Origin of the sequence: Sphingomonas sp. NY01 (assembly GCF_038809135.1) — a bacterium.
Taxonomy (GTDB): Bacteria; Pseudomonadota; Alphaproteobacteria; order Sphingomonadales; family Sphingomonadaceae; genus Sphingomonas; species Sphingomonas carotinifaciens.
The window spans coordinates 1,942,619-1,965,700 of the sequence record NZ_CP101722.1 but is presented as its reverse complement, the minus strand read 5'-3'; the positions used below and the strand labels follow the sequence as shown (position 1 = coordinate 1,965,700).

At 66.4% G+C, this 23,082-nt stretch carries 19 protein-coding genes and 1 pseudogene; 12 read left to right on the top strand and 8 right to left on the bottom strand.

Going from position 1 to position 23,082, the window contains the following annotated elements; all coding sequences use genetic code 11:
- Positions 1–457: 457 nt before the first annotated feature.
- The 3 genes and pseudogenes from NPJ82_RS09645 to NPJ82_RS09635 form a co-directional block, all read right to left on the bottom strand.
- On the bottom strand, positions 458–946 hold the full coding sequence (locus NPJ82_RS09645; RefSeq protein WP_342657200.1) for a cupin domain-containing protein: 489 nt from the start codon (positions 944–946) through the stop codon (positions 458–460).
- Positions 946–1,836 carry an MFS transporter gene (locus tag NPJ82_RS09640; protein WP_342657199.1) on the bottom strand — a complete coding sequence of 297 codons (891 nt, stop codon included), beginning with the start codon at positions 1,834–1,836 and terminating at the stop codon, positions 946–948. Before NPJ82_RS09640 ends, NPJ82_RS09645 begins: the two co-directional genes overlap by 1 nt.
- Positions 1,837–1,873: 37 nt before the next feature.
- Positions 1,874–1,927: pseudogene (locus NPJ82_RS09635) on the bottom strand (hypothetical protein); the annotation flags it as partial.
- 348 nt (positions 1,928–2,275) lie between these two features.
- Here NPJ82_RS09635 and NPJ82_RS09630 point away from each other — a divergent pair.
- Positions 2,276–2,860 carry a phytanoyl-CoA dioxygenase family protein gene (locus tag NPJ82_RS09630; protein WP_342657198.1) on the top strand — a complete coding sequence of 195 codons (585 nt, stop codon included), beginning with the start codon at positions 2,276–2,278 and terminating at the stop codon, positions 2,858–2,860.
- A 9-nt stretch (positions 2,861–2,869) separates the two neighbouring features.
- Positions 2,870–3,118, top strand: a complete 249-nt coding sequence (locus NPJ82_RS09625; RefSeq protein WP_342657197.1) for a hypothetical protein — start codon at positions 2,870–2,872, stop codon at positions 3,116–3,118.
- Between the two features lie 237 nt (positions 3,119–3,355).
- On the opposite strand, the gene NPJ82_RS09620 is transcribed toward NPJ82_RS09625, so the two are convergent.
- The 4 genes from NPJ82_RS09620 to NPJ82_RS09605 form a co-directional block, all read right to left on the bottom strand.
- Positions 3,356–4,636, bottom strand: coding sequence for a TonB-dependent receptor (locus NPJ82_RS09620; protein ID WP_342657196.1), 1,281 nt, complete (start codon positions 4,634–4,636; stop codon positions 3,356–3,358).
- A gap of 890 nt (positions 4,637–5,526) precedes the next feature.
- A complete protein-coding gene (gene rhaT / locus NPJ82_RS09615; protein WP_342657195.1) occupies positions 5,527–6,582 on the bottom strand; it encodes an L-rhamnose/proton symporter RhaT in 1,056 nt (351 codons plus the stop codon).
- A gap of 45 nt (positions 6,583–6,627) precedes the next feature.
- Complete coding sequence (locus NPJ82_RS09610) at positions 6,628–7,626, bottom strand: quercetin 2,3-dioxygenase family protein (RefSeq protein ID WP_342657194.1); 999 nt, start codon at positions 7,624–7,626, stop codon at positions 6,628–6,630.
- 17 nt (positions 7,627–7,643) lie between these two features.
- The gene (locus NPJ82_RS09605; protein ID WP_342657193.1) at positions 7,644–8,540 is read right to left on the bottom strand and encodes a VOC family protein; all 897 of its coding nucleotides are present in this window, start codon (positions 8,538–8,540) and stop codon (positions 7,644–7,646) included.
- Positions 8,541–8,638: 98 nt separating this feature from the next.
- Here NPJ82_RS09605 and NPJ82_RS09600 point away from each other — a divergent pair, with 98 nt between their 5' ends.
- The 10 genes from NPJ82_RS09600 to NPJ82_RS09555 all read left to right on the top strand — a co-directional run bounded on the left by NPJ82_RS09600 (position 8,639) and on the right by NPJ82_RS09555 (position 22,105).
- On the top strand, positions 8,639–9,532 hold the full coding sequence (locus NPJ82_RS09600) for a LysR family transcriptional regulator (RefSeq protein WP_342657192.1): 894 nt from the start codon (positions 8,639–8,641) through the stop codon (positions 9,530–9,532).
- Between the two features lie 123 nt (positions 9,533–9,655).
- Positions 9,656–11,239, top strand: coding sequence for a bifunctional 3-(3-hydroxy-phenyl)propionate/3-hydroxycinnamic acid hydroxylase (locus NPJ82_RS09595; protein WP_342657191.1), 1,584 nt, complete (start codon positions 9,656–9,658; stop codon positions 11,237–11,239).
- Complete coding sequence (locus tag NPJ82_RS09590; protein WP_342657190.1) at positions 11,239–11,643, top strand: heme-binding protein; 405 nt, start codon at positions 11,239–11,241, stop codon at positions 11,641–11,643. The genes NPJ82_RS09595 and NPJ82_RS09590 overlap by 1 nt, the downstream gene beginning before the upstream one ends.
- Entirely contained in the window at positions 11,643–12,488 is an 846-nt protein-coding gene (locus tag NPJ82_RS09585) for a fumarylacetoacetate hydrolase family protein (protein WP_342657189.1), read from the top strand. Before NPJ82_RS09590 ends, NPJ82_RS09585 begins: the two co-directional genes overlap by 1 nt.
- 47 nt (positions 12,489–12,535) lie before the next feature.
- The gene (locus tag NPJ82_RS09580) at positions 12,536–14,908 is read left to right on the top strand and encodes a TonB-dependent receptor (RefSeq protein ID WP_342657188.1); all 2,373 of its coding nucleotides are present in this window, start codon (positions 12,536–12,538) and stop codon (positions 14,906–14,908) included.
- 14 nt (positions 14,909–14,922) lie between these two features.
- On the top strand, positions 14,923–15,816 hold the full coding sequence (locus NPJ82_RS09575; protein WP_342657187.1) for an alpha/beta hydrolase: 894 nt from the start codon (positions 14,923–14,925) through the stop codon (positions 15,814–15,816).
- Positions 15,813–17,120: a family 1 glycosylhydrolase gene (locus NPJ82_RS09570; RefSeq protein ID WP_342658995.1), complete on the top strand. Its 1,308-nt coding sequence runs from the start codon at positions 15,813–15,815 to the stop codon at positions 17,118–17,120. The genes NPJ82_RS09575 and NPJ82_RS09570 overlap by 4 nt, the downstream gene beginning before the upstream one ends.
- Complete coding sequence (locus tag NPJ82_RS09565; protein ID WP_342657186.1) at positions 17,117–20,446, top strand: glycosyl hydrolase; 3,330 nt, start codon at positions 17,117–17,119, stop codon at positions 20,444–20,446. The genes NPJ82_RS09570 and NPJ82_RS09565 overlap by 4 nt, the downstream gene beginning before the upstream one ends.
- Positions 20,443–20,907, top strand: a complete 465-nt coding sequence (locus NPJ82_RS09560) for a hypothetical protein (RefSeq protein WP_342657185.1) — start codon at positions 20,443–20,445, stop codon at positions 20,905–20,907. The genes NPJ82_RS09565 and NPJ82_RS09560 overlap by 4 nt, the downstream gene beginning before the upstream one ends.
- 175 nt (positions 20,908–21,082) lie before the next feature.
- A complete protein-coding gene (locus NPJ82_RS09555) occupies positions 21,083–22,105 on the top strand; it encodes a nucleoside hydrolase (RefSeq protein ID WP_342657184.1) in 1,023 nt (340 codons plus the stop codon).
- 8 nt (positions 22,106–22,113) lie between these two features.
- Here the strand turns inward: NPJ82_RS09555 and NPJ82_RS09550 are convergent, their stop codons facing one another.
- Positions 22,114–22,995: a helix-turn-helix domain-containing protein gene (locus tag NPJ82_RS09550; protein ID WP_342657183.1), complete on the bottom strand. Its 882-nt coding sequence runs from the start codon at positions 22,993–22,995 to the stop codon at positions 22,114–22,116.
- Positions 22,996–23,082: the final 87 nt, after the last annotated feature.

Below are 23,082 nucleotides of genomic sequence, written 5' to 3'. Positions count from 1 at the left end.
TGCACAAACGTGCGCCGCATCAATGCTCCCGCGAGAAGTAACCTGCGGGCCGTTCGCAGTTCGATGGAGTTGCGCCGCTACAGAATTCAGCCGTCTTGCTAAAATTAACAAATGGCAGAAGTTGGGAGTGGGGCAGGGAACACCGAATGACTGCTTCTGGGTCGGCGGGTCTCGGCCATCCCGAGCTGTGGATCTATCGCTGCAACGATGTGGCGACAGCTTAAACGTCAGCGCTAATTGTTACGGTGTGACATTGCTAAATGGCACCTACCTAAATGTCCGGAACCACCTGTTTTTCGTGCAGTTGCGATTGAAACCGGATTTTGTGCACACCTGGCCACTGAACGGCGATAGTTGGAGGTTATCCATCACGCCGCGCGTGACAGTTTTGGTCAGCCGCTGCTTCTGGTCGTCGGACTTCACGGGCCAGAGCTTCACGGTGACGTGCGGCATGGCCTTACTCCGTGCCGAGCGGAACTAGATATTCCTCGTCCGTCACCTTCTCCATCCAGGTCACGGGCGAGCCGTTCACCGACTCCTGGATAGCTACATGGGTCATAGCTTCGTGCGGTGTCGCGCCATGCCAGTGCTTATGCTCGGCCGGGCACCACAGGATGTCGCCGGCATGAAACTCCAGCTTCGGTCCACCCGCGATCTGCGTCCAGCCAACACCCTCGGTCACGATCAGCGTCTGTCCGGCGGGATGAGTATGCCACGCGGTGCGCGCACCAGGCTCGAAATGAACGATCGCCCCGGAAACGCGCGACGGCTCCTCGCGCTGGAACTGGCCGGTGATCGTGGCCTTTCCGGTGAAATACTCCGCAGGACCATCAACGGTCTTCATGTCGGCCTTGTGGGTGATTTCCATAGTATCGATCCTTTCGGGTTTGGGTTCGGAAGCCGGGGCTGTCGTCGCAAGAAGCGCAATTATTGGCAGCAGGATCATCAGCGATGTCCCCCGGCGCTGGCCGCTCGGGCATCGACCGCGGCGAAGATCGCACCGGCGACAAGCAGAGCCGCGCTGGTCAGAAACGTAGCGCGGTAGCCGCCGGCATCGAACAGCATCCCGCCGCCCGCAGCGCCAAACGTGATCGCAAGCTGGACGACCGCGACTAGCAGCCCCCCGCCAGCCTCGGCATCATCAGGAAAGCGACGCGCTACCCAGGTCCACCATGCGACCGGCGCACCCGTGCCGACGACACCCCACAGGGTCAGCAGCACGGCGGTCGGCAGGGCAAAGCTCCCAAGCGCCACCAGTCCGCTTGCGATCAGGGCAAGCGCTACCGGCGCGAGGATCAGGCTGGCCGACAGGCTGCGCGCTACGAAGCGTCCGAACAGCCAAGTGCCGAACAATCCGCCAGCGCCCATCAGCAGCAGGACGAGCGAAAGAGCCGGGACGCCGAGCTGGGTCACACCCTCAAGGAAAGGGCGGACATAGGTAAACAGCGCAAACTGCCCCGCGAACAACAGTGCCACGGCAACCGCACCAATGCGGGCGATCGGGCGGCGCAGGATGCCGAGCGCGCTCGCGGTGCGGACCGTCCGCTCTGACGGCATTGCCGGCAACGTCAGCCACTGCCACACGAAGGTGATGGCGGCGAGCGGCACCACGACGAAGAAGGCGCCGCGCCAGCCGATATACTGGCCAAGGAAGCTGCCGAGCGGCGCTGCGATCGTAGTCGCCAGCGCATTGCCGCCATTCAGCAGACCCAACGCCCGCGGCACCTGATCTTCCGGCATCAAACGCATCACAGTCGCGGCCGACATCGACCAGAAACCGCCAATGACAACGCCGATCAGCGCGCGCCCGGTCATGAAGATGGAAGCGCCGTACATCCTCTGCCGTTGCGGTATCTGGCGAGCGTTTAAGGAACGCTGCGAAGGCGCGAACGTGGCGGACATAGTCATGCTGCGTCCGCGCCCGCATCGAACGCATCGCCATGTCGTCGAGCATTCGCTGACGCAGCGGGGTGACAGGTGCTTCGGTCGGTGACGTCGTCATGACAGGGTTCCTCTTGTTGAAGGAACTCCATCGTCTGCCCCCGATGCCGCAGGGCCAAACCTCAGCGCTGACGCGTTACCTCCACCGCGAACGTCAATGCCGCGCAGCGGCTTCGTGCTGTGGGTCGGGTCGACGCCGAGGGTAGGTCGCGCTAGCCTCAGCCTCATGCTCTCAGCCGTCTGCCGCTCCGCTGACCTTACCCTCAACGATGATGGCGCCCAGCTGTTCGCGCAAGCTCTGGACGAAGGTACGTGCGGTCGCCTCGAGACTGCCTTGGTCGCGCTGCCGACGAGCAGGCCGGGCGTGCGGATAGGGGAGGGGCGGCAGCTGCAGCCCTTCCTAGGTGACGCTGGACCGATCGGCGCGATCGCGGCGTCTGTGCTTGGGGAACAGGCTCGCCCCGTACGTGCAATCCTGTTCGACAAGACCGCAGAGAGAAACTGGGCGCTCGGCTGGCACCAAGACCGCACGATCGTCGTCGAGAAGCGTATCGACACGGAGGGGTACGGTCCTTGGACGGTGAAGTCCGGGCTGATCCAGGTGGAGCCGCCATTCGAGATACTCGAGCGCATGGTGACGCTGCGCGTGCACCTGGATGCGATTGACGAGCGCAACGCGCCGCTACGCATCGTGCCCGGCTCGCATAGATTGGGGCGCCTGCCCGAAGCAGAGATCGGACGAGTTGTGACTACCTTAGGCGAGCGGCTCTGTCTTGCCGAACGGGGTGATGTTTGGCTCTACGCCACGTCAATCGTTCACGCCTCGCTAGCGGCCGATCCGCCTCGACGGCGTCGCGTCCTCCAAATCGACTTCTCGGCTGACGCGACCCCAGGCCCGCTCGCCTGGCGCGGCGTGTAGGGGCCAGGGTTGAGGCATCCCCGCATTCGGACGGTGCTGTTCGTGTGCAGTCAGAACAGGCTGCGCAGCCCCACCGCCGAACAGGTGTTCTCTTGCCGGGAGGATCTGGAGATGGACTCTGCCGGCACCAATCACAACGCCGACAATCCGCTCACGGCCGAGTTAATCGCATGGGCCGACGTGATCTTCGTCATGGAGAAGGCGTATCGCAACAAGCTGCTGCCACGCTACCGGGGGCTCTCGGGGGCAAACGCGTGATCTGCCTCGACATACTGGACGACTACGACTTCATGCAGCCCGAACTCGTCCAGCTACCGAAGACCAAGGTGAGGCGCCACTTGCCTGCGATGTAAGTGGCCCAACCATCAAAGGCTTGATCGACCGGCTCAGCATCGCGACTGAGCTGTCGCGCCGTTCGGCTTAACGAATGGATGAGTCGGGAAATGAGTGAGGCAGGCTGAACGGCCGAAAGTGGGTCGAAGAGGCGACACAAAGCTAGAATTTCGTTCGCAGCGTCACTCCATAGGTGCGCGGATCACCCAGAGTGCCGGTGATCGCGCCGGTATTGGCCGCGCCGCGCGAAAGAAAATAAGTCGAGTCGGTGATGTTGCGGCCCCAGAACTGGATGTCGAACAGGCCGTCCAGCGTGCGGATGCCGAAACGGATATTAATCAGGTCATAGGACGGGATGGCGGAATAGCGGCTGAGGCTCGCGCTGGTGTTGGTCGCCGAGCGATAGCTGTAGTCGGATCCTAGATACATTTCGGTATCGTGCGCCCCAGTCAGGCCTAGTGGCGCCCGCACCTCGCCGCCCGTGGAGGCCGCCCATTTGGACACGCCCGGCAGCGGCCGCCCGCTCAGGTTGCAGATCGCCTGGCCGGTGATCTCGATCGGGCAGGGCGCATTGGCGTAGGAGATGTAGCGCGCATCGTCGTAGGTGCCCGAGGCGTAAAGGCTGAGCCAGCGCGTCGGCGCGGCGCGCAAGTCCGCCTCGAACCCACGGGTGCGGACCTTGGCCGCGTTGGTGAAGAAGCTGACGCCGTTGCGCTCGATATCGACGATGGTGGTCTGGTAATCCTTCACGTCGGTCCAGAAGGCGGCGATGTTGGCTGTCACGCGCCCGCCCGACCAGGTCGTCTTCGCGCCGGCCTCGTAGCTGTCGATCGTCTCCGGGCGGATGACGGGGTTGGCGGCGAACTGACCGGTCGTGGTGATGTTAGCCAAATTCAGGCCGCCGAACTTGTTACCGCGCGCATAGGTGACATAGGTCAGAAGCGGTTCGGCGACCTTCCACGACAGCGTCGCCTGGCCCGACAGGCGACCTGCCTTCGTCTCCGCCTGGTAATAATTGGCGATGCCGTAGCGCGAGCGGATCGTCTGCGCCGCCGCCTGCTGCGCCGGCGTCAGCGCGACGAGCGAGGCGCCGGTCGCGCCCTGGTCGAAATACCCGGATTTCGTCTCGTAGGTGTAGCGCAGGCCGGTGGTCAGATCGACGCCGGGCACAACGTGCCACACCGTCTGCGCGAAGGCGGCATAGCTGTCGGTGACCGGGCGCGAGTGGCTGACGACGTTGTAGCCATTCAGTGCCGCGGCGCTGACGGTCGCATTGGTCGTCGGCGGCAGGAACCAGTCGGCTGCGCGGATGCCATAGAGGTTCAGGTCGAGCGCCTCGCCCCACTTGGCCGGCAACGACAGATCATCGCGATAACGATCGAACAACCGCGTCGCGAGCGGGTCCGCCGCCTGCGCGCGCTTGGTCCACGCCACGCCGCTCATGCCGCTTTCCCCCGGCGCCGACGATAGGTCTCGATCCGCGCGCCGGGCGGCGGGCGATCCTCACGCTCGTCGAGTGGTTCACCCTTCAGTATCGATACGACGGCTTGGGGCAGTCCGGTGCATGGCTCGTTGTTACGGCCGTACCCGTGTTGGTCGCCTGCATGGCCGTCAGCTGGATCATACTCCGAAGACGAAACCGGGACGTTAGATGACCTGCATAAACCCGGCTAAGACCACCGGGCGCTGTTGATCGAGACGATAAATGAATGACCGGTCTCGGATTTCTCTCGGAGATGCTGGACCGACCGGAATTGGGTCTCTCGAAGGATGAGCTTGGCGTTGGCCTGGATGCCGTTAGGCGATCGGGCGGCCATTCCGTACGCTCATCAACCGTTGATCCGTAGTTGAAGACGGCCTATATCAAAATCGCTGGTTCGCTCCTGATAGCGGATACATCAACCCTGAGGCTCGAGATGTGCTAGCGTCTCGAGCCTCAAATTCAAGGGGCCGGCGCTGCTAGGCGCCGACCCCCGTCACTCACTCGCCCTTGCGAGCAACCTCGATGATTTTGAGCACCAAGGTGGCGAACGCGATGCAGAGCATCGCACCGCCAATGAGCAACTGTGCTAGTTCACTGTTTCCGATAGAGAATACACCTCCTTTGACGGCATGAATACGCTCGACGCTGCTAGACGCCGTTCGTCGCCGTCGTGCTCTTCCTTAATGATTAGGACTCAGCGGGGAAGGGGATTCAGCATGCCCCCGCCGCTCAGACTACCGGCCCGGCAAGGGCCACTTCCAGCCGCCCGGCCATGCGTGAATGAGCGTCCGGTTTCGGGCAAGCCAATTGCCGACGCAAGTGGCGGACATTGGGTCGTGAGGGAATTTCGTCACGCAATCATATTGCCGTAGCCGATGACGATGGTGGCAAGGATCAGCAGACCGACCCCGCCCCACACCAGCACACGGGTCTTATGGGCGGAGTCCTTCCATTCTCTCAGCGCGAAGCCCCAGACCGTGCCGAAGATGATGATCGACGCCATATGCAGCGTCCAGCTCGAGAAGCCATACTGCCCCATCTGGCTTTCGCCCATGGTGTAGAAGAAGAACTGGAAATACCATGCGGTGCCCGCCAGCGCACAAAGCGCGAAGTTGAGCACCATCGGTGCGCCCTGCGCTTCGTCCTGCCCTAGCCATTGCCCGGCGCTGCGGTTACGGTGGATCAGGATGGCGCACCACACCGCGTTGGTCAGCAGCCCGCCGAACATCACCAGACACAGGACCGGCAGGCCGGTCCACAGCGGCCCGGTCCCCGCCGCCGCCGACAGCGCCTTGATCGGTTCGCCGGCGGCAAGGCCGAAGGCGAAGCAGGCCGACATGATGCCGGCGAAGATCGCGACGACGATCCCCTTGCGAAAATCGAACTCGGCAACCGCGGCGGCCTTTTGTTCGGGCGACAGGGCCTGATCCTTCTTCGCGCCCGCCACCGCGACGACGACGATACCGGCGATGGTGAGGCCGAGTCCGAGCAGGATGATGTTGCCCGACGGCGTATCGAGCAGCTTGGCGGCGAACTCGCCGGTGAACAGCGGCGGGATCAGCGTGCCGAACACGGTGCACAATCCCAGCACCACCGCCATGCCGAGCGACAGCCCGAGGTAGCGCATGACGAGGCCGTAGCCCAAGCCGCCGAAGCCCCACAGGATGCCGAAGAACACCGGCCAGAGCAGCGTCGGCGTCGGCGTCGCGGCGAAGACGCCCAGCAGGTCGTTGGTCTGTATCGAGGCGAAGAACCACGGCGCCAGAACCCACGAGAAGATGCCGCCGGTCAGCCAGTAGATCTCCCACGACCAGCGCTTCACCCCGCGATAGGGCACGTAGAAGCTGGCCGACGCGAAGCCACCGAGCCAGTGATAGAGGACGCCGGTCAGCGGATTGGGGGTCATGGCAAGGGGCCTGGCTGTTCAGGAAAAGCGGGCGAAATCAGTGCGTCAGGATGCCGAAGCGACGATCGTTACGTCGAGCCCGGCGGGCGGCGACCACGATCCGCCGGACGTGTCAACATGGGCGAAGCCGTCGGTCATCTTGTCGGCGCTGTCCCAGAAGGTGCCGCCATTGCCGCCCGAACTGGCCGCCAGCCAGCGCGCCGTTCCGCCGACGATGCGCGTCGCATAGGCCGTGCCCGCCGGCAGGTTGACCGCATCCCCGCCGGTGACGATGTGCGCCTCGCCATCGATCGTCACCTCCAGCGTACCGTCGAGAAGGTAGAGGAACAGGTGCGTTGCCGCATGCCGGATCGTCGGTAGCGTGGCGCCGCGCCCGCCCTCGATCACGCGCATGTCGAACAGGTCGTCGCTTTCCGCGCTGCCCAGCAGCCGGGTCGAGAGATGCCCGTGCAGCCGGTGGCGCGCGCCATAGCCCGCGTCGAGGAAATAGGATTGGTGATCGCCTGGCAGTGCACGGTCGGAATCGCCCATCGGCGTGGGCTCGGCATAGACCGGCGCATCGACGCGCATGATGCGATGCTTGCCCATCGCCGGCCCCATGCGGGAGAAGTCGAACGGCCGCCCGTCCTCTGGCAGGCCGGTCATGCCCCAGACTTCGCCAGCGTCGACGAAGAATTCCTCCCATCCGCCCGGCGCGACGATGCCGAAGAAGCGGGTTCGCGGCGCGACGCTGCGATAGCTGTGGGTGTCGCCGGGGCGGACATAGGCGAAGTCGCCGGGCGTCAGCACCCGCGACGTGTCGCCGCACCACACCTGCAACCGGCCGCGCGTGCAGTACCAGGTATCGTGTTCGCGTTCGTGCCAGTGCATCGGGATCGGCCCGCGATCGAGCGGCGCGTCGCAGACCACCGCACCGAACCCGCCCGCCGTTTCCTCCACCCCGGCCAGCGTGCGGATGACCTGTCCCGCGACCAGATGGGCGGGGCCGGTCCCGTCGCGCAGGACATAGGGGGTGTTGCCGGGCAGGCGGGGGGCATCGGTCATCGAACTCTCCTGTACGATTATCGGACGAACGGGATGGCGAGCTGTGCCGCCTTGCATTCCGCGCTCTTGGGCGGGGCGATGCCCCAGTGATCGGTGCGGCCGGGGGGCCAGGTCCAGTCGTCGGGCGTGCCGGCGCGGTAGCCGTTGTCGACCTGCAGCACCTCTGCGGTATATTCGACGACGAAGCCCGCCGGATCGACGAAATAGGTGAAGACATTGTCGCCGGGGCCATGCCGGCCCGGACCCCAGCCAATCGGGAAATGATGGTCGACCATGCGGCCGGCGGCACGCATCACCCCCTCCCATGTTGGTAGCTGAAAGGCGATGTGGTTGAGCGTGTTGACCGGTGCGTCGGCGATCACCACCGAATGATGGTCATCATTGGTCCGCACGAACGCCATCATCTTCGACCGGTCGGTCAGCGCGAAGCCGAGCGCATCGAGGAAGAAGGCGGTGTCGCGCGCCACATCGTCGCTGTTGATGTTGATGTGCGCCAGACGTTCGGGCCGATCGGCGGCGGGGGCGAGCGGTGCGACCGTGTCGTCATGCTGCACCAGACGCATCGTCCGGTCGCAACCGTCGGCGATGATCGCCATCGTCCCGCCGCCATGACCGTCGGCAGGCGCGAAGGGGCGGATCAGCCGCGCACCGGCCGTCAGCGCCCGTGCGAGCAGCGCGTCGCGGTCGGCGGCCGGATCGATCCGCAAGGTCATCGACCGGATCGCGGAGGCGGTGCCGGCATGGAGCGCCAAGACATGCGGATCGCCGCCGGTCGCCCGCAGCCATGCCGAAGTGGCGTTGCGATCGGCCAGCGTCAGGCCCCAGATGCGGCTATGGAAGTCGACCGCCGCATCGAGATCGGCAACGACGAGGTCGACGCTGCGCAACGCAGTCACCGGGAAACGGGCCATCATTCCTCTCCGACGCCGCGTCGTCGCGGTCGACCATTCTCTATTGTACCCGACTTTGCGATGTAAAATAATAGATACCTAGACATGTATAGGACTGGCCTATGATCGATCCACGTCTGCTCCGAACATTCCTCGCGGTCTGTCACGAAGGATCGATCAGCAGCGCGGCGCGCCGGCTGAACATTTCGCAGCCATCGGTGTCGGTGGCGATCGGGCAGCTGGAACATGCGCTGGGTGGCAGCCTGTTCGATCGCGGACGGCGCGGCATCGTGCTGACCGCCGCCGGCATCGCCCTGTTCGAGCGATCGGAACGCATGGACGCGCTGCTGCGCGAGGCCGAGGAGGCGGTGAAGCTGGCGCGGCAGGGGGTGGCCGGACCGCTGCGGATCGGCGGCACGCCCGGTGCGCTGGTCAGCCTAGTCCCGGCGGCACTGGGGCGGATGGAGCAGGGCGGCCATGTAGCGGTCCATGTGCTGGAGGGATCGGACGCGCACCTTGCCGACCTGTTGCGACGCGGCGAGATCGAAGTGGCGGTAGTGACCACGGGTATCGAGCCGCCACCCGAGGACATCGTCGAACGCAGCATCGCGCGCGATCCCTTCGCCCTGATCGTCGGGCGGGCGCACGACACGCTGGGACCGAGCGTCGCATTGCACGAAATCGCCGGGATGCCATGGGTATTGCCCCATGCCGGCGGCGCGTTCCGCCGCCAGATCGAGGCGCTGTTCCTGTCGGCCGAAGTGCCGTTGCCGCTGAACGTCATTCGTTGCGATTCGCTGCTGACGTCCAAGGAGATCGTCCGTCGCAGCCAGCGGGTGACGGTCCTGCCGCGCGGGGTGGTCGCGGCCGAACTGTCGATGGGATTGTTGCGCGCGCTGCCCATCGAAGGGGCTGCGATCACGCGCAATATCGGCATCCGCATGCTGGCCGAACGTTCGCTGTCCGACATCGGCAAGATGTTCGTCGAAGCGATATTGAGGCCGGGCGAAGCATAGATAATCCCTATGCCAATCGAAAAATCCAGTATTTTACAATATTGCTGATCGCCCGGAATAAGGACCTGACCGCCGGAACAGGCGGCGTGAGAGGACCTGACCGATGGCGTGCCACCCCCGCCCATGCCCCGATTGCGCGACGTCGCCGCGATGAGCAGCGTGTCGTACGATATCGGCATCATCGGATGCGGTCCGGTCGGCGCGATTGCCGCCAACCTCGCCGCCGCGGGGGGCCTGAGCGTGTTGGTGATCGACCGGGCCGAAGGGCCGCATCCGCTGCCGCGCGCTGTCCATCTGGACCATGAGATGATGCGGCTGTTCCAGTCGGTCGGGCTGGACACGGTGCTGGCACCGGCGATGCGCGAGACCGAGGGGCATCTGCATATCGGTGCCGATCACGGCGTGATCCGGTACATGGGTACGGCGGGGCGGCCCAAGCCGTTCGGCTGGGCAAACGACTATTTTTTCTACCAGCCCGAACTGGAGGCGCTGCTGCGCGACGGGCTGGCCCGGTTCGACACAGTGACGCTGCGCGTCGCGACCAAACTGACCGGGTTCGAACAGGATGGCGCGGGCGTCACGCTGCACCTCGACCGGGATGGCGTGACCGACACCGCGCGCGTCCGCTGGGTCATCGCCTGCGACGGGGCGCGCAGCATGGTACGCAAGTCGCTGGGCATCGCGCTCGACGATCTGCACTTCGAGGAACCCTGGCTGGTGGTCGATGCCGAGGTCACGGCGCCGGTCCGCTTTCCGGCGCTGACCGGGGTGCCGGCGGGGGCGGACCTGCAGCAATTGTCGGTGATGATGTGCGATCCGGCACGTCCGGCGACGATCGTGCCAGGGCGCGGCGAAATCCGTCGCTGGGAATTCATGCTGTTGCCGGGTGAGGACGAGGCGATGATGACCCGGCCGGAGGTCGTCGCCGATCTGCTCTCCCCCTATCTCGACGGGGTGCCGCACCGGTTGTTGCGGGCCGCGACCTATCGGTTCCACGGCCTGATCGCCGAACGGTGGCGCGACGGCCGCGTGTTCCTGGCCGGGGATGCCGCGCACCAGACCCCGCCCTTCTTCGGGCAGGGCATGTGCCACGGGATGCGCGACGTCGCCAATCTGGTGTGGAAGCTGGCGCTGGTGATCGGCGGACGGGCCGACCCGGACCTGCTCGACAGCTATCAGGTCGAACGCGATCCGCATGTCCGCGCCGTCGTGACGGCGGCGGTGGAGGCGGGGCGCTATATCTGCGAACTCGATCGCGTTCGCGCCGCCGAGCGCGACGCGGCGATGCGCGAACGGGCGCGCAGCGGCCAGACCGGGACCGCCGCCGACCTGATCCCGGCCTATCGCGCCGGGGTGGTGGCGAACGACACGGCGGGGGCGGGGGAGCGGTTTGTCCAGCCACGGCTCTGCAACGGGGAACTGCTTGACAGTGCGACCGGATCGGGGTGGCGGCTGATCGCGATCGATCGCGCGGCGGCAGAGGCTGCGCGGTCGGCGGTCGCGGCCGCCGCGGTGCCGGTGACGCTGGTCGATGCCGCGACGATCGGCGATGACGGTACGCTTCGCCACTGGTTGCAGGCGCGTGGGAGCCGGTTCGGGCTGATCCGCCCCGACGCCTATGTCTTTGGCACGGCGAGCGCCGATCCTGCCGCGTTGCTGGAACGGCTCCACGGCGCGCTGCACCTGTGCCCGGCGGTGGCGGCTTGATGCCGCTCGCCGCCGCGCGGGCCGCGCTGGACGCGACGCTTGCCGCCGCGCCGGCCGCGCCGATCGCCGCCATCGTCCTCGACGAGGGTGGCCATCCGGTCGCCTTTGCCCGGCAGGACGGGGCCAGCCTGTTCCGGCACGACATCGCCCGCGCCAAGGCGCTGGGCGCAATCGGCATGGGGCAGGACAGCGCCGAGATCGCCGATCGCGCCGCGCGCAATCCGGCCTTTTTCACCAGCGTCGCGGTGGCGACCGGCGGCGCGCTGGCGCTGTCGGCGGGCGGCGTGCTGATCCGGGGTGCGGACGGTCTGATCGTGGGTGCGATCGGCGTCAGCGGCGACACCCCCGACATCGATGCGGCCTGCGCCCGGGCGGGCGTCGCCGCTTTTCACGGAGATCGATAATGGCATTCGTCAGCTTCCGCCGCGCCGACGGCACCACCGGCTATGGCCGGCTCCATGGCGACCGGATCGCGGATTGCAGCGCGGTGCCGGGGGCGCCCGCGACGCTGAAGGGCGCGATCACCGCCGGTGCGCTCGATATACTCGAGGACGGTCCGGTCCTTGCAGCGTGCGACGTTCTGTTGCTGCCGGTGATCCCTGATCCGGGCAAGATCCTGTGCGTTGGGCATAATTATGAAAGCCACCGGCAGGAAACCGGCCGAGCGAAGGTCGATCATCCGTCGATCTTCCTGCGCTTCGCCGACACGCTGATCGCCGATCGGCAGCCGATCCTACGGCCGCGCGTGTCGACCAACCTTGATTTCGAGGGCGAGCTCGCGGTCGTGATCGGACGCGGCGGGCGGGCGATCCCCGAGGATGAGGCGATGGCGCATATTGCGGGCTATGCCTGTTTCAATGACGCATCGGTGCGCGACTGGCAATGGCATACGACTCAATTCGCGCCGGGTAAAAATTTCCCCGGCACCGGCGCGTTTGGTCCGAAGCTGGTGACGCCGGCGGAGGCAGGCGACCTAAGTGGCGTGCACGTCGTCACCCGGCTGAACGACGTGGTCGTGCAGGATCAGCCGATCCGCGACATGATTTTCCCGATCGCGCGGATCATCGCCTATGTCTCGACCTTCACAGCCCTGTCGCCTGGCGACGTGATCGCCACGGGCACCCCGGGCGGGGTCGGCGCGAAACGAACCCCGCCGCTGTGGATCAAATCCGGTGATCGGATCGAGGTGTCGATCGGACCGGTGGGTACGCTGACCAACCATGTCGTGGACGAGGCCGACGCCGCCTGACGCGTCCGCCCCCCCTACAAGAACAACAAGAAGCAGGAGAGGTAGTGATGATGAAGATGCTGGTTGCAGCGCTCGGGACCGTCAGCGCGCTGGCATTGACCACCCCCGCCTTCGCCCAGGCGGGCGCCACTGCCGATCCCGCTGCGCAAAACGACGTGGCCGCCGCGGCACCGGGCGTGGTCGATGATGGCGATATCGTCGTCACCGCCACCCGCCGTGCCGAACGGCTGCAGGACGTGCCGCTGGCCGTGAACGCGCTGACCGGCGAACAACTGGCGCAGAGCGGCTTCCAGAACCTGCAGGACATCCAGTATCAGATTCCAGGCGTCCAGTTCGGCAGCTCGCCCAACGACTCCGGCTTCCGCCTGCGTGGCGTCGGCTCGGCGGGCGGCTTCAGCAGCTCATCGGAACAGAATGTCGGCACGGTCGTCGACAATGTCGTCATCCCGTTCGGCAACCCGATGCAGAGCCTGGGCGATCTGGAACGGGTCGAGGCATTGAAGGGGCCGCAGGGTACGCAGTTCGGCAAGAACGCATCGTCGGGCGTGGTCAACATCACCACCCGCAAGCCCGAACTGGGCCGGTTCGGCGGCAGCGCCTTTGCCAGCTATGGCGAGCTGAACGACTATAATATCAACGCATCGCTCAACGTGCCGGTCGGGCAGACCGCGGCGCTCGCCGTCTATGGCTTCGCGCGCGGCAATGACGGGTTCGTCGAAAACGTCGTCAACAAGCAGGATTGGGGCGCGACCGATGTGTGGGGAACGCGCGCCAAGCTGCTGTGGCAGCCGAGCGATACGTTCAGCGCCTATCTGATCGGCGATTACGCCCGGGGCACGCAGCTCGGGCCGGGCGCGCTGTGGACGTTCAACCGCTTCCCGACCGGCAATCCGCTGGCCGCCGCGCGCAACGCGACGGTCACGGCGCTGGGCATCACGCCCGGTTTCCGCAACGACAAGTCGGCGGAGAATACCGCGACGACGATGCGCGACGAGAATTACGGCGGGTCGCTCGAACTCAATCTGGCGGTCGGCGACTATAACCTGACCTCGGTCAGCGCGTATCGTGTCTATGATACCGGGCAGATCACCTTCGGCATCGATTCCTATCCGCTGCCGATCTTCACCGGCAACAACAACACCGCCGCCGCCGGCGACGGCGACCGCACCTTCGCGTCGCAGGAGTTCCGCGTGACGTCGCCGACCGGCGCGCCGGTCGAATATGTCGCCGGCATTTACCTGTCGCGGCTTAAGACCGGCCTCGATGGCTATAACAGCGCGCAGCTGCGTCCGGCACTGCCGTTTTCGGCGCAGCCGCAACTGTCGATCACCTCGGGCCGGTCGACCACCCGTACCCAGACCGACAGCGCGGCGCTGTTCGTCGACGGGTCGATCCGGGTGACCGACCAGTTCAAGATCCTGGCCGGTGGCCGCTACAATTACGACTGGGTCGATGCGCAGAGCTTCTCGGTCGCCGATCCCGATTATCCGTCGGGGACAGTCGGCGCGAACGGGTTCACCGTCCCCTATACCCCGCGCCCGCTGTCGACCGGATCGACCAAGCGCGGCGACTGGTCGGGCCGGATCGGGTTCGAGGTGAAGCCGGCGCGCGACATCATGTTCTATGGCACGGTCGCGCGCGGCTATCTGGGGCCGACGGTCACCTTCTCCGGACTGACCGGGGCGCAGGTAACCGTCGATCCGCAAACCGTGGTCGACATCACCATGGGCGCCAAGACGCAGTTGTTCGACCGCAAGCTGACGCTGAACGGCAACATCTTCTACGACCGGTACAAGGATCTGCAGACTTCGGTCTTCAACGGGCTGGAGTTCCTGACCGAAAATGCCGGCGGGTTCGAGGCGGCGGGGTTCGAGGTGGAGGCGACGTGGCGCTTCAACCGCAACCTGTCGGTCAACGCGGCCTATACCTATTCGGATACTTATTTCACCGATTACGTGACCGCCTGCCCGGATTCGACCGTCGCCGCAGGGGCGGCAGCGGTGGCGGCGCAGTGCAACGCACCGGGATCGACCGCGACGACGCCGCTGTTCCAGGCGCGTGGCGAACCGCTGTCGGGTGCGCCCAAGCACAGCGTCACCGCCGGCGTCGATTACGAACAGCCGATCAACGACCGCCTGACCCTCGATGCGTCGGCCAGCTATTATTACCGCAGCGAGACGCAATATGATCCGGGCGAACTCTATGCCCGGCAGCCGGGCTACGACCTGGTCGGGCTGAATATCGGCATCGGCGCTCCGGACGGCGCATGGCGCGTCGGCGCATTCGCCCGCAACCTGTTCGACACCCGCTTCCACGCCGCGGTCATCGGCCTGCCGTTCACGGCCGGGGCGGGTGCGGTGAACTGGAATACGCGCGATGGGCGGCGTACCATCGGCGGTCAGGTGGCGATCCGGTTCTGATCGGGGAGGGGGCGGTGACGGCAACGGCAACGGGCATGTCGGGGGACCGGGCGACGATCGCCGCGATGGGCAACGCGATCGGGCCGGACGTGCTTGCCGCCGTGCAGGCGCTGTATGGCGACGAACAGGGACGCATCGCCCGCGACCTACCCGTTGCCGCCGCCGACCTGTCCTATGGCGACGATCCCCGCCACCGGATCGACCTGTACCGGCCGGTGCACGAAAGCGGACCCGCACCGGTCCTGCTGTTCGTCCATGGCGGCGGGTTCGTGCACGGCGAGAAGCGGAGCGCCGACCACCCGTTCAACGCCCATGTCGGGCGCTGGGCGGCGCGGCACGGCATGGTCGGGGCGGTGATGAACTATCGCCGTGCACCCGAACATGGCTGGCCGGCAGGCGGCGAGGACGTCGCCGCTGCCATAGACTGGCTACGCGATCATGTGGCCTGCCATGGCGGCGATCCAGCGCGGATCGTCGTCATGGGTACATCGGCGGGCGCGGTGCATGTCGCCACCGCGCTGATGCTGCGCGCAGCGACGCTCGACGTGGCGGCGGCAGTGCTGTTGTCGGGACTGTACGGCCATACCCCGATCGACGTTCGTGACGCACTTTATTACGGCGATCCGACTGACTATCCGGCACGAATGCCGCGCGAGGCGGTGACGGCCACTACCCTGCCGCTGTTCCTTGCCTGTGCGCAATATGACCCGCCCCGGTTCCAGCGAGAGACGATCGGCCTGCTCGCCGAGCGTCTGGAACGCCACGGCACCGTGACCACGGCCGCAATCCTGTCGGCCCACAACCACTACAGCCTCGCCGCGCATCTCGGCACCGCCGACACGCGGCTGAGCGACGACATCCTCGGCTTTCTGGCCGACAATGATATCATCGGGAGAGAGACATGCTGATCGACCGCCGCACCATCCTGGCCACCGGTGCTGCGCTGGCCGCATCGCCCGCGCTCGGCCAGTCGCGCCGGGCAACGCAGTTTCCCAAGGGATTCCTATGGGGTGCATCGACCGCCGGCCATCAGGTTGAGGGCAACAACGTCGCCAGCGATACCTGGCTGATGGAAAACGTCACGCCCAGCGTCTTCGCCGACAAGTCGGGCGATGCCTGCAACAGCTTCGAACTATGGGCGCAGGACCTCGATCTGGTGAAGGCGTTGGGCCTGAACAGCTATCGCTTCTCGATCGAATGGGCGCGGATCGAACCGGAACCGGGCATGTTCTCGGTCGCGATCCTCGATCATTACAAGCGGATGATCGAGGGTGCGCGGGCACGTGGACTGACGCCGGTCGTGACCTATAGCCACTTCACCGCGCCACGCTGGTTCTCGGCGGCCGGTGGCTGGACCAACCGGCAGGCACCGCGACTGTTCGCGCGCTTCTGCGATCGGGCGACGCGGCATCTGGGTGCAGGGATCGGCCATGCGGTAACGCTGAACGAACCGAACCTGCTGCGGTTGTTGAAGACGATCGGCCTGCCCCCGCAATTGCTGGATGCGCAGCGCGCGATGCTGGCGGCGGCAGCGAAGGCGGCGGGGACGCCCAAATTCGTCGCCGGCAACGTCGCCAATGCCGAAGACCTCGACACGATGCAGACGATCATGGTCGCCGCGCACAAGGCGGGCCGCGACGCGATCAAGGCGGTGCGCGGCGACCTGCCGGTCGGCGTCAGCCTGGCCATGTTCGACGATCAGGCGTTGCCTGGTGGCGAGGCCAAACGCGATGCCGCCCGCGCCGATCTGTATGGCGCATGGACCGATGCGGTGCGCGGCGACGATTTCTTCGGAGTGCAGAACTACGAACGTGCCCGCTGGGACAAGAACGGCAAGGTCGCCGCACCGGCCGATGCCGTCCGCAACTGGAGCGGAAACGAGGTGTGGACCCCGTCGCTGGCCGGGGCGGTGTGCTATGCGCATCAGGCGACCGGCTTGCCGATCCTCGTCACCGAACATGGCGTCGGCACCGACGATGATGCAATTCGCGCACGCTTCATTCCCGCCGCGCTCGCCGATCTGAAGACGGCGATTGACGACGGCGTGCCGGTGCAGGGATATATGCATTGGTCGCTGCTCGACAATTTCGAGTGGATCTTCGGCTACAAGCCCAAATACGGACTGGTTGCGGTCGATCGTACGACCTTCCGCCGCACCCCCAAGCCGAGCGCGGGGGTACTGGGCCGCATCGCCGCGGGGAACGCGCTGTGAAGCGGATCGCGCTGTTCACTGCCGCGCTGTTGGCGACCACCACTGCGTTCGCGCAAGCCGCGCCCGACCCACTGGCGGCAGGGTTCGATAACCCGCCGGTTGAGGCGCGGCCGCGGACATGGTGGCACTGGCTGAACGGGAACATCAGCGAGGACGGGATCGTCAAGGATCTCGAATGGATGCAGCGCATCGGGCTGGGCGGGGTCCAGAATTTCGATGCGCAACTGATGACGCCGCAGGTGGTCAAGGACCGTGTCGTCTATATGGACCCAGCGTGGAAACGCGCCTTCCGCCTCGCCGCGACCACCGCCGATCGATTGAACCTCGAACTGGCCATCGCCGCGTCGCCGGGCTGGAGCGAAACGGGTGGCCCTTGGGTGCCCGCCGCCGATGGCATGAAGAAGCTGGTGTGGAGCCAGATCGACGTGACCGGGGGGCGCCGCTTCACGGCGGCGTTACCGGCACCGCCGGGCAATACCGGCCCGTTCCAGTCTCTGCCGTTCGACGATCCGCTCGCGGCGTTCGGCGGGCCGTCCTACAAGCCGCCGGTCGCGTATCGCGATGTCGCCGTGCTGGCGTTCCCGGTCGAGCCGGACGCGACCCCGCTGCCGACCGCGACTGTCGGCGGCAAGCCGGTCGATGCCGCAGCGCTTGCCGATGACGATGCGAAGTCGGTCGTCCTGTTGCCGAAGGGCACGGCCAGCCGCCCCGCGACGATCGACTTCGCCTATGCCAAGCCGACCACGATCGCCAGCGCGACGCTGTTCATTCCCGGCGCGCTGCCGCCGTTCGGCGATCCCGATTATCTGCCGGTGCTGGAGGTGCAGGAAGGCGGTTTCTGGCGTCCCCTGGCGCAACTGCCGCTCGGCATCGTCCCGACAACGGTGTCGTTCGCCCCAGTCACCGCGCGCGCGTTCCGCATCGTCATGGGGCCGAATACCGGTCCCAAGCGCGTCGGGCTGAACGCACCGGTACCAGGCGTGGTGACGGAGGGGCTGTTCCCCAACCAGCCCGCTACCGGCATCTCGGTCGCGCAACTGCGCCTGTCGGGCGAGGCGAGGATCGACCGGTTCGAGGCGAAGGCCGGGTTCGCGACCGTGCTCGACTATCACGCGCTGTCGGCCGGGGTGCCCGACATGGCGGGCGTCGATCCGGCGCGCGTCGTCGACCTGACCGCCCGGATGCGCAGCGACGGGACCCTCGACTGGACCCCGCCTGCCGGCCGCTGGCGGATCCTGCGTATCGGCAGTTCGCTGCTCGGCACGACCAATCATCCGGCGACCCCGGAGTCCACCGGACTGGAGGTCGACAAATATGACGGTGCGGCGGTGTCGCGCTATCTCGACCAATATCTGCGCATGTACCGGGACGCCGCGGGCAGCGACCTGATCGGTGCGAAGGGCGTGCGCGCGCTGCTGACCGACAGTTTCGAGGCAGGCGACGCCAACTGGACGCCGCGGATGGTCGAACAATTCAAGCGGCTGCGTGGCTATGATCCGACGCCATGGCTGCCGACGCTGACCGGCATCGTCATCGGCAGCCGGGCGCGCAGCGATGCCTTCCTCTACGACTATCGCCGCACGCTGGCCGACCTGATGGCCAGCGAACATTATGAGACGATCGCAAAGGTCGCTCATGCCAATGGCCTGAAAGTCTATGGTGAGGCGCTGGAGGATAGCCGCCCGGCGTTGGGGGACGACATCGCGCTTCGCGCCCATGCCGATATTCCGATGGCGGCGATGTGGACCTTCGGCCCGGACGAGGCACCACGTCCGACATTGGTCGGCGATATTCGCGGCGCGGCATCGGTCGCGCACCTGTACGGGCAGAATTTGGTTGCGGCGGAGTCGATGACGTCGGGCTTCTCCCCTTGGGCGTTCGCGCCCGCCGATCTGCGACGGGTGATCGATTTTGAATTCGTCCACGGCGTCAATCGGCCGGTCATCCATACCTCGGTCCATCAACCGGTCGACGACAAGGTGCCGGGGCTCAGCCTCGCCATCTTCGGCCAATATTTCAACCGGCACGAAAGCTGGTCGGGCCTGGCGCGGCCGTGGATCGATTACATCGCACGGTCGAGCTATATGCTGGAGCAAGGACGCAACGTCGCCGATGTCGCGTATTTCCACGGCGAGGAAGCGCCGCTGACCGCGCTCTACGCGCAGGCGCCGCTCAAGGACGTACCGGTTCGCTACGGCTATGACTTCGTCAACGCCGATGCGCTGGCGAACATCCTGTCGGTGGAGCAGGGGCAGATCGTCGCAAATGGCGGGGCGCGTTACCGCGCACTGTATCTGGGCGGATCGAGCGCGCGGATGACGCTGGCGACGCTGCAACGTATCGCCGCGCTGGTGCAGGCGGGCGCGACAGTGATCGGCGATGCGCCGGTGGGTACGCCGTCGCTCGGCGACGATCCGGCCGCCTTTGCCACGCTGGTCCGGCAATTGTGGAGTGGGCAGGCGACGACCACAGTCGGTGCAGGCCGGGTAATCGCCGGACACGACGTCGAGCGGGCGTTGGGCAGCATCCCGATCCTGCCCGACTTCGACTATGCAAAAGCTGCATCCGACAGCGAGTTGCTGTTCGCGCACCGGACGCTGGGGGATGGCGAAATCTATTATGTCGTCAACCGCCGTAACCGTGCCGAACGCACCGAAGCCCGCTTTCGCGTGACCGGGCGGGTGCCCGCATTATGGCATGCCGATACCGGCCGCGCGACGCCGGTGTCCTACCGGATCGAAGGGGGACAAACGATCGTGCCCCTTGATTTGGCGGCAGAGGAGTCGGTGTTCGTGGTGTTCCGCGATCCCACCAGCGCAACCAGCGCGATGGTCGCGCCGCCAGCGGTCACGCCGGTCGCCAAACTTGACGGGCCATGGACCGTCACGTTCCAGCCGGGGCGCGGCGCGCCGGCCGGTACGGTGCTGCCGACGCTGACCCCGCTCGATGCGAGTGCCGTACCCGGCATCCGCTATTTCTCCGGCCTTGCGACCTATACGACCGACTTCACCCTGCCGCGGACGACGGCCAAGTCGCTGACGCTTGATCTGGGTGGGGTGGGCGATCTGGCGCAAGTGCTGGTCAACGGGCGGAGCGTCGGCACGGTGTGGCACGCGCCGTATCGCATCGATATTGGCGCGGCGGCGAAGCCGGGGCGTAACCGCATTGAGGTGCGCGTCGCCAATCGCTGGATCAACCGCTTGATCGGCGATGCGCAGCCCGGTGCGACCAAGGTTACTTGGACGTCGATGCCGACCTATCGCCCGGATGCGCCGCTGCGTACCGCCGGGCTGATCGGGCCGGTCGTCGTCAGCGAACCGCGATGACCGCGGCGCAGCGCCGCTACCGCCGGACCGAGATGGCGGTCGCCGCCGCGATCAGCGCGGTGTTGAGCGGGGTGTTCGTCGCGCTGCTGTTCGGCGGACAGGCCGAGGTGGCGGTTGCCGGCTGGAACGGGCTGATCGTCGATGCGCTGCCACAAACGGCGATGATCGCGCTGATGAGCAGCCTCGTGCCCACGCTGCTGACCCGTCGGCGCACCCGCCACGGAGTTATCGCCCCGATGCTGACGGCAAGCCGTTGGCCGGCGGCGGTCGTGCTCAGGATCGGGGCGTTCGTCCTCCTCGCCACGGTGCTGGCGGGCGGTCTGCACGCCGCGCTGTTGCCGCTGGGGCCGTCGGCATGGCCGCTGTCCGCCGTGTTCGCCGGCAAGATCCTGTACGGCGGAGTATTGGGCATGGGCGTCGCGGGGCTCGCGGTAACGGCGGCGCTTCGCGATCCGGTATGATTACCATGAGAGAGGGGAGAGGACCGATGCAGATGAACGACAGGTCGAGCCGTCGCGCCGCCATCCTGGCCGACGTGCGGTGCACCGCGATGGCACTGACCGCGCGTACGGCGTTCGTCGGTTCGTTCTGGATAGCGGGGCTGTTGTTCTGAGGCCGCTTGTCGGAGACGGGCGGATGGCAATCGATCGCCGCCGCTTCCTGGGTGCCGCGACTGCGTCGCTGGGTGTCACGCTGGCCGCGCCGTTGTTGGCGGACCGGCGGCATCCGCAGATCGCACGGGTGATCCTCGACAATGATTTCGCCGGCGATCCCGACGGGCTGTTCCAGCTCGCTCATCATCTGCTGTGCCGGTCGGTCGAGATTCCGCTCATCATCGGATCGCATCTGCCGCCGCAGTTCGGCGGCGCGACCTCGGCAACGGCGGCGGTGGCGAAGATCCGGGCGCTGCTGGAGGTGATGGGCCGGACCGGCCAGCACCGCGTGGTCGAAGGTTCGCAGACGGCGATCGTGTCGCCGGACCGCTGCCAGCGCAGTCCGGCGACCGCCGCGATCATTGCAGAGGCAATGCGGACCGATGTGTCGACGCCGCTATTCTATGCCGCCGGCGGCGGGCTGACCGACCTGGCGCTGGCATGGATCGCCGAGCCCCGTATCGCACGGCGGCTTCGATTGGTGTGGATTGGCGGCCCCGAACACACCGGCATCGCCGTCCCCCCGCCCGGCGCGGAGGAGGTCGAGTTCAACCTGTCGCTCGATCCGGTGGCAGCCCAACTGGTCTTCAACCGGTCCGATATCGAAATCTGGCAGGTACCCCGCGATGCCTATCGTGCGATGCTGTTCCCGCGCGATGCTTTGGGCGAACTGACCGGCAACTTCATCGGCCGGTTCCTTGTCGGCGAGATCGACGCGATGGAGGCGAAGCTGGCGACCATCCCCGGCTTCCCGCCATTGCCCGCGTCCGATGTCGTGATCCTCGGCGACAGTCCGCTCGTCACGCTGACAGGGCTGCTGCCACCGCTGCAACCCGACCCCAGTTCGAGCCGGTATGTGACGATACCGACGCCGATGCTGACCGAAGCGGGCGGGTATCGCGCGCGGCCGGATGGGCGCGCGTTGCGGGTCTATACCGCGATCGATAGCGAACTCACCTTCCGCGACATGGCTGCCAAGTTCCGCCGCTTCGGCACCAGTGCCTGAGCCGTGGATCAGGCGCCGTTGCTGCCGGTCGAACGGAAGCTACGCGGCGGTATGCCGGCGTGGCGGGTGAAGAAGCGGGTGAAATAGGCGGGGTCGGCGAAACCGGAATTATAGCCGACCTCCGCCACCGACAGATTGGTGTAGAGCAACGCCCGCTTCGCATCGAGCATCGCGCGTTCGTCGAGCATCGCGGCGGGCGACATGCCGGCGATGCGGGTACAGGCGACGCGCAGCCGGCTCTCGCTGGTGCCAAGTGCCGCGGCGTGGACCGCGATCGATTCGCGAAGGCGGAAGCGTTCGTCGATTCGCGCCCGGTACCGCGCGACCAGCGCGCCATGCTGGCCGGGCGGCGGCTGCGCATCGCCAGGACCGGGACCGGTGGCGCGTCCTGCCTCGACCAGGAAGGCCAGCAGCGCGGCATCGACCGCGGCGCGGTGGCCCGGTGCCGACCAGCCCAGCTCGCGCATCAGCGCCGCGGCGGCACCGTGCAGCACCGCCAGCGCCTCGGCGCCCAGCGCGGCGACCTGCGCCCGCGCGAACACCCCGGCCAGCCCCGGATAGCGCGTGTCGAGCAGCGTGAGGTGCCGGACCGATAGCGTTACCACCGACCCGACCGATGCTGGGTCCCATGAAAAGCCATGGACGATCCCCGCCGGGATCAGCAGCAGCGCAGGCGCGACGACGTCGAACCGCGCCTCCTCCGCCCGCATCGTTCCGCCGCCCCGGTCGAGCACGAACGCCTGCACCAGATCGGCATGGGCATGGGGCAAGATCGTCCATTCACTCGGCCGCGATCGGTCGTCGAGCCGCTCGGCATGGACGAAGCTCTCCTCGACCGACCGGTGCGGTTCGCCGTAGAGATAGAAGCGCGGGATCGAAGCGGCGACCATCGTCTGAACCTATCTCCTATCGAACGGATCGTCCAATTTTTCGGTCAAGCCGTCCATCGCCATCGCGGCGGCGAGACGGCACCATCG

Excerpts from the sequence above, each read along its gene's own strand:
- NPJ82_RS09645 (WP_342657200.1), bottom strand. The coding sequence starts at position 946 with ATGATCCTGCTGCCAATAATTGCGCTTCTTGCGACGACAGCCCCGGCT.
- NPJ82_RS09640 (WP_342657199.1), bottom strand. The coding sequence starts at position 1,836 with ATGTACGGCGCTTCCATCTTCATGACCGGGCGCGCGCTGATCGGCGTT.
- NPJ82_RS09620 (WP_342657196.1), bottom strand. The coding sequence starts at position 4,636 with ATGAGCGGCGTGGCGTGGACCAAGCGCGCGCAGGCGGCGGACCCGCTC.
- rhaT (WP_342657195.1), bottom strand. The coding sequence starts at position 6,582 with ATGACCCCCAATCCGCTGACCGGCGTCCTCTATCACTGGCTCGGTGGC.
- NPJ82_RS09610 (WP_342657194.1), bottom strand. The coding sequence starts at position 7,626 with ATGACCGATGCCCCCCGCCTGCCCGGCAACACCCCCTATGTCCTGCGC.
- NPJ82_RS09605 (WP_342657193.1), bottom strand. The coding sequence starts at position 8,540 with ATGATGGCCCGTTTCCCGGTGACTGCGTTGCGCAGCGTCGACCTCGTC.
- NPJ82_RS09600 (WP_342657192.1), top strand. The coding sequence starts at position 8,639 with ATGATCGATCCACGTCTGCTCCGAACATTCCTCGCGGTCTGTCACGAA.
- NPJ82_RS09595 (WP_342657191.1), top strand. The coding sequence starts at position 9,656 with ATGCCCCGATTGCGCGACGTCGCCGCGATGAGCAGCGTGTCGTACGAT.
- NPJ82_RS09590 (WP_342657190.1), top strand. The coding sequence starts at position 11,239 with ATGCCGCTCGCCGCCGCGCGGGCCGCGCTGGACGCGACGCTTGCCGCC.
- NPJ82_RS09585 (WP_342657189.1), top strand. The coding sequence starts at position 11,643 with ATGGCATTCGTCAGCTTCCGCCGCGCCGACGGCACCACCGGCTATGGC.
- NPJ82_RS09580 (WP_342657188.1), top strand. The coding sequence starts at position 12,536 with ATGATGAAGATGCTGGTTGCAGCGCTCGGGACCGTCAGCGCGCTGGCA.
- NPJ82_RS09560 (WP_342657185.1), top strand. The coding sequence starts at position 20,443 with ATGACCGCGGCGCAGCGCCGCTACCGCCGGACCGAGATGGCGGTCGCC.
- NPJ82_RS09555 (WP_342657184.1), top strand. The coding sequence starts at position 21,083 with ATGGCAATCGATCGCCGCCGCTTCCTGGGTGCCGCGACTGCGTCGCTG.
- NPJ82_RS09550 (WP_342657183.1), bottom strand. The coding sequence starts at position 22,995 with ATGGTCGCCGCTTCGATCCCGCGCTTCTATCTCTACGGCGAACCGCAC.